Genomic DNA, 4,478 nt, shown 5'->3' with positions numbered 1-4,478 from the left:
GAGCCGGTCGGAGAGCGGCGATAACAGGTCATAGTAGAATGAAACCGGCGGCAGCGGCGCGCGCGCCGCGCCTTTCATCTTTGCCGCAAACGGCATTTCAGCGGCGGTTTCTCGCATCAGCCGGTGCGAATCCTCGGCCATATTGTCCGGCATCTGGACGGCCAGCGCGCCTCCGGGCGCCAGAAAGCCCATCAGCCGCTGGAACACAGCCGGATGCGTGGGCAGCCACTGGAACACGGCGTTGGCGRAGATCACATTGACCGGCTCGGCCGGCCGCCATGTCGACGCGTCCGCCAGATCGAAGCTGACATTGGGCAGGCGCGCCCTCGCCTTCTCGATCATGTCGGGAGAGGTGTCGAAGCCACTCACCTGAGCATCCGGCCAGCGCTCAACCAGAAGCTCGGTCGAATTGCCAGGCCCGCAGCCGATGTCGACGACCCGGCGCGGGAAGTCGACCGGCACCTGGGCTGCGAGATCACGCGCCGGACGCGTGCGCTCATCCTCGAATTTCAGATATTGGGCGGCGGACCAATCAGCCATTTGAGCTCCTCATGTGGCTTCGAGAATTCACCGCCCTGTCGATCCCCTATCGCGTCAGCCGCTTGTGGGTCATGCGGTGCGGGGCCGCCGCCTCGGCGCCCAGGCGCCGCAGCTTGTCTTTCTCATATTCCTCGAAATTGCCTTCGAACCACTCGACATGCGCGTTGCCTTCGAAGGCCAGCATGTGGGTCGCCATGCGGTCGAGGAACATGCGGTCGTGGCTGATGATGACGGCGCAGCCGGCGTAGGCTTCGAGCGCGTCCTCCAGCGCTCCCAGCGTTTCGGTGTCGAGGTCGTTGGTCGGTTCGTCGAGCAGCAGGACATTGCCGCCGTTCTTCAGCATCTTGGCCAGATGCACGCGGTTGCGCTGGCCGCCGGAAAGGTTGCCGACTTTCTGCTGCTGGTCGCCGCCGCGGAAGTTGAAGGACGAGCAATAGGCGCGGCTGTTGATCTCGTGCTTGCCGAGCTTGATGATTTCGGCGCCGCCGGAGATTTCTTCCCATACGGTCTTGTTCCCATCCAGTGCGTCGCGGCTCTGGTCGACATAGCCGAGCTTGACCGTCTCGCCGATGCGCACGGTGCCCGCATCCGGCTTTTCCTGGCCGGTGAAGGTCTTGAACAGCGTCGTCTTGCCGGCGCCGTTCGGGCCGATGACGCCGACGATGCCGCCCGGCGGCAGCCGGAACGACAGGTTCTCGATCAGGAGCTCGTCGCCGAAACCCTTGTTGAGGCCTTCGACCTCGATGACGACGTTGCCGAGGCGCTCGCTCGACGGAATAACGATCTGCGTGTCGGTCGGCTTGCGGTTCTGCGACTGCTCGACCAGTTCCTCATAGGCCTTGATACGCGCCTTCGACTTGGTCTGGCGCGCCTTCGGCGAGGACTGGATCCATTCGCGTTCGCGCCAGATCGACTTCTGGCGAGCGTCGTCCTCGCGACCTTCCTGGATCAGGCGCTTGGCCTTGGCGTCGAGATATCTGGTGTAATTGCCCTCGTAAGGAATGCCGCGGCCACGGTCGAGCTCAAGGATCCAGCCGGTGACATTGTCGAGGAAGTAGCGGTCGTGGGTGATGATCAGCACCGAGCCGGGATAGTCGCGCAAGTGCTTTTCCAGCCAGGCCGTGGTCTCGGCGTCGAGATGGTTGGTCGGTTCGTCGAGCAGCAACAGGTCTGGCTGTTCCAGAAGCAGCCGGCAGAGCGCCACGCGGCGACGCTCGCCGCCGGACAGGTTGGTCACCTCGGAATCGGCCGGCGGACACTGCAGTGCGTCCATCGCCATCTCGACCTGCTGGTCGAGATCCCACAGGTTGAGTCGGTCCATCTCGTCCTGTAGCTTGGCGGACTCGTCGGCCGTCTCGTCGGAATAGTTCATCATCAGCTCGTTGTAGCGCTCGATGATGGCGGTCTTCCTGCCGACGCCGTCCATGACGTTTTCACGCACGGTCTTGGAGTTGTCGAGCTGCGGCTCCTGCGCGAGGTAGCCGACCGTGGCGCCCTCGGCCAGCCACGCCTCGCCCTGAAATTCCTTGTCGAGCCCGGCCATGATGCGCAGGATGGTCGACTTACCCGAGCCGTTGGGTCCGAGAATGCCGATCTTGGCGTCCGGATAGAAGGACAGATGAACATTGTCGAGCACCTTCTTGGTGCCATAGGCCTTCGACAGGCCGGACATGTGATAGATGAACTGGCGTGCCACGCGCGCTTTCCCTGAAAAACTGACTGGATTTGCCGAATTGAATGGAGTTGGCCGCTATGTAGGCGATGCGGCGACGAACGGCAATCGCTTTTGCCAGATCATGCCGATCACACGGCCAAGTGTGCGCTGACCGCCGAAGTTTTCCGCCGGTCACCAGCCGCGCTGAAATCTCCGGTTAACCCTTCCGCGTCAAAACAGGATCGGGGTAGAATCGCTGGCTGGCCGCGACCCCGGTGGAGAAAGCGGATCGACGGCAGTGCTGAACAGTTTCCTGCTCCTTGCCGAAGCGGTCGTCTACTTCAGCGTCATGGTAACGCTTTTCCGCTTCAGGAAGCGCATCGGTCTCGGCGTCTTCGTCTGTGCGCTCGGCGTCATGCATTTCCTGGAAACCTATCTTGCCAGCGTCTTTTATGTCGCGCTGCCGTTCGGCTTGGTCTCGCCTGGCTCGGCGGTGCTGTTTTCGGGCAAGCTGGTGATGCTGCTCCTGCTCTACATCAAGGAGGACGCCGCCACGGTGCGCCAGCCCATCTATGGCCTGCTGCTCGGCAATGCGTTGATGATCGGGCTGGTGCTGATCTTGCGCCTGCATGCCATCGCTCCGCTCCCCGACGGCAAGCTGCCCGATATCGGCTTCATCGACGAGATGGGCTGGCTGATGGTGTGGGGCACGACGCTCCTGTTTATCGACGCCATCCTGATCATCCTGCTCTATGAAAGGCTTGGGCGCACTCTGCGCAAGGCGCGGTTCGCGCGCATCCTGATCTGCGTCGCCTGCGTGCTGACCTTCGACCAGGTGGGCTTCTTCACCGCGCTGCATTTCGTCGCCGGCGCGCCGATCGCGGTCTTCTTCGGCGGCTGGTTCGCCAAGATGGCGGCGGCGCTGGCCTACAGCGGCATGCTCGTGGCCTACCTCAGATGGTTCGAGGCCCGCGACATTGCGCTGCCGCGCGGGCTGACCGACATTTTCGAGACCCTGACCTATCGCGAGCGCTATGAAGCGCTGGTCGAGCATGTCGGCCGCGACGGCCTGACCGGCCTGCTGCATCGCGGCCGCTTCGACGCCGACGGTGAAGCCGCGGTCGAGGTCAGCCTGCGCATGGCCAGGCCCCTCAGCCTGCTGATCATCGATGTCGACCATTTCAAGTCGATCAACGACCGCTTCGGCCATGCTGAAGGTGACAAGGTGCTAAAAGCGATCGCGGCCCTGCTTCGCGAAGTGGCGAGTGCCGAAGACGAGGTGTTCCGCATCGGCGGCGAGGAATTCGCCATCCTCAGTCCGCGCCCGCATGCGGTTGCCAGGCTGTTTGGCGAAAGCATCCGGCACGCCGTCAAGGCATCGGCCGTGGCCAGCCGCTTCGAGCTGACCGTCAGCGCCGGCGTTTCAACCGTCAGCGAAACGACACGCTGTCTTGCCGATCTGTTCGCCCTCGCCGACCAGCGCCTCTACAAGGCAAAGTCGACGGGGCGCGACCGCGTCGTCGGCGAGCCGGGTGGCCACGAGCCGGACGCCGCCATCGCCTGGACCAAGTCGGCGCGGTTCTGACCTAGACCCAGGTGTGTCCTTACTGGAAGCCGATCGCGTCGACGGTGCCTATTGGGCAACCGGCCTTGTTGGTCGGCACCGACGCCAGCAGCAGGTCCTTGAGCGAACTGTTCGGGCCGATCGGGCCGGCAAGGCCGAGCGTCAATTCGCCGATCAGCCGCCGGCCGTTCGACGGATCGATGACGCAGGACACCCGCACGCGATCCCCTGCCCCGGCGCCGAAGGCCTGGTCGAAGGCACCACGGATCTGGTCCGCCGTCAGCTTGCCGCCAATGGTCTTGGTGAAGAGATCGCGCACCGGCGAGGCGTTCACCTGTCGCATCAGGCCGAGCGCGTCGGAAAAATATTCCTGCTGGCTCTTGCCGTAGCACGTGCCGTGCTTGATCCATTCATGCCGTTCCAGCTGTGAGGCCGTGCCGGGCATCACCTGATCGAGCTCCTTGCGGGTGCCGGCGTCCAGATTGACCGGCGGCAGATCCTTCCAGTGAGCAGGATTGTCGTTGGCCTTGTCGCCGGCCGCCACCTGGCAATAGAAATTGCCGTTCGGCTGCGGCCACAGCCCATGCAAGGTGAAGTTGGTGGCATCGAACTCGTTCGGGTTCTGCGCCCTGCATTCGGTCTTGCTCGACTTGGTCTCGCAAAAAGCCGGCTGCCAGCTCAGTGCGAAGACATACTCGGGTTTTCCTGATGGGGCGGGCT

5 protein-coding genes are annotated in these 4,478 nt (G+C 63.4%); 2 read left to right on the top strand and 3 right to left on the bottom strand.

Annotation, left to right across the window (positions count from 1 at the left end):
- The coding region (locus C1D09_RS01825; RefSeq protein ID WP_143972713.1) for a methyltransferase domain-containing protein at window positions 1–540 on the bottom strand (540 nt) is incomplete at its 3' end.
- 46 nt (window positions 541–586) lie between these two features.
- Window positions 587–2,236: an energy-dependent translational throttle protein EttA gene (ettA, locus tag C1D09_RS01820; RefSeq protein WP_143972712.1), complete on the bottom strand. Its 1,650-nt coding sequence runs from the start codon at window positions 2,234–2,236 to the stop codon at window positions 587–589.
- Here ettA and C1D09_RS33000 point away from each other — a divergent pair.
- Window positions 2,220–2,366, top strand: a complete 147-nt coding sequence (locus C1D09_RS33000) for a hypothetical protein (RefSeq protein WP_167514448.1) — start codon at window positions 2,220–2,222, stop codon at window positions 2,364–2,366. The genes ettA and C1D09_RS33000 overlap by 17 nt on opposite strands.
- A 126-nt stretch (window positions 2,367–2,492) precedes the next feature.
- Entirely contained in the window at window positions 2,493–3,779 is a 1,287-nt protein-coding gene (locus C1D09_RS01815; RefSeq protein ID WP_143972711.1) for a GGDEF domain-containing protein, read from the top strand.
- A 19-nt stretch (window positions 3,780–3,798) separates the two neighbouring features.
- On the opposite strand, the gene C1D09_RS01810 is transcribed toward C1D09_RS01815, so the two are convergent.
- The coding region (locus tag C1D09_RS01810; RefSeq protein ID WP_143972710.1) for a ribonuclease T2 at window positions 3,799–4,478 on the bottom strand (680 nt) is incomplete at its 5' end.

The sequence above is a fragment of the Mesorhizobium intechi genome, from assembly GCF_002879535.1.
In the GTDB taxonomy this organism is placed as follows: domain Bacteria; phylum Pseudomonadota; class Alphaproteobacteria; order Rhizobiales; family Rhizobiaceae; genus Mesorhizobium; species Mesorhizobium intechi.
The sequence above is the reverse complement of the archived record's forward strand: the minus strand, read 5'-3'. Positions and strand labels throughout refer to the sequence as shown.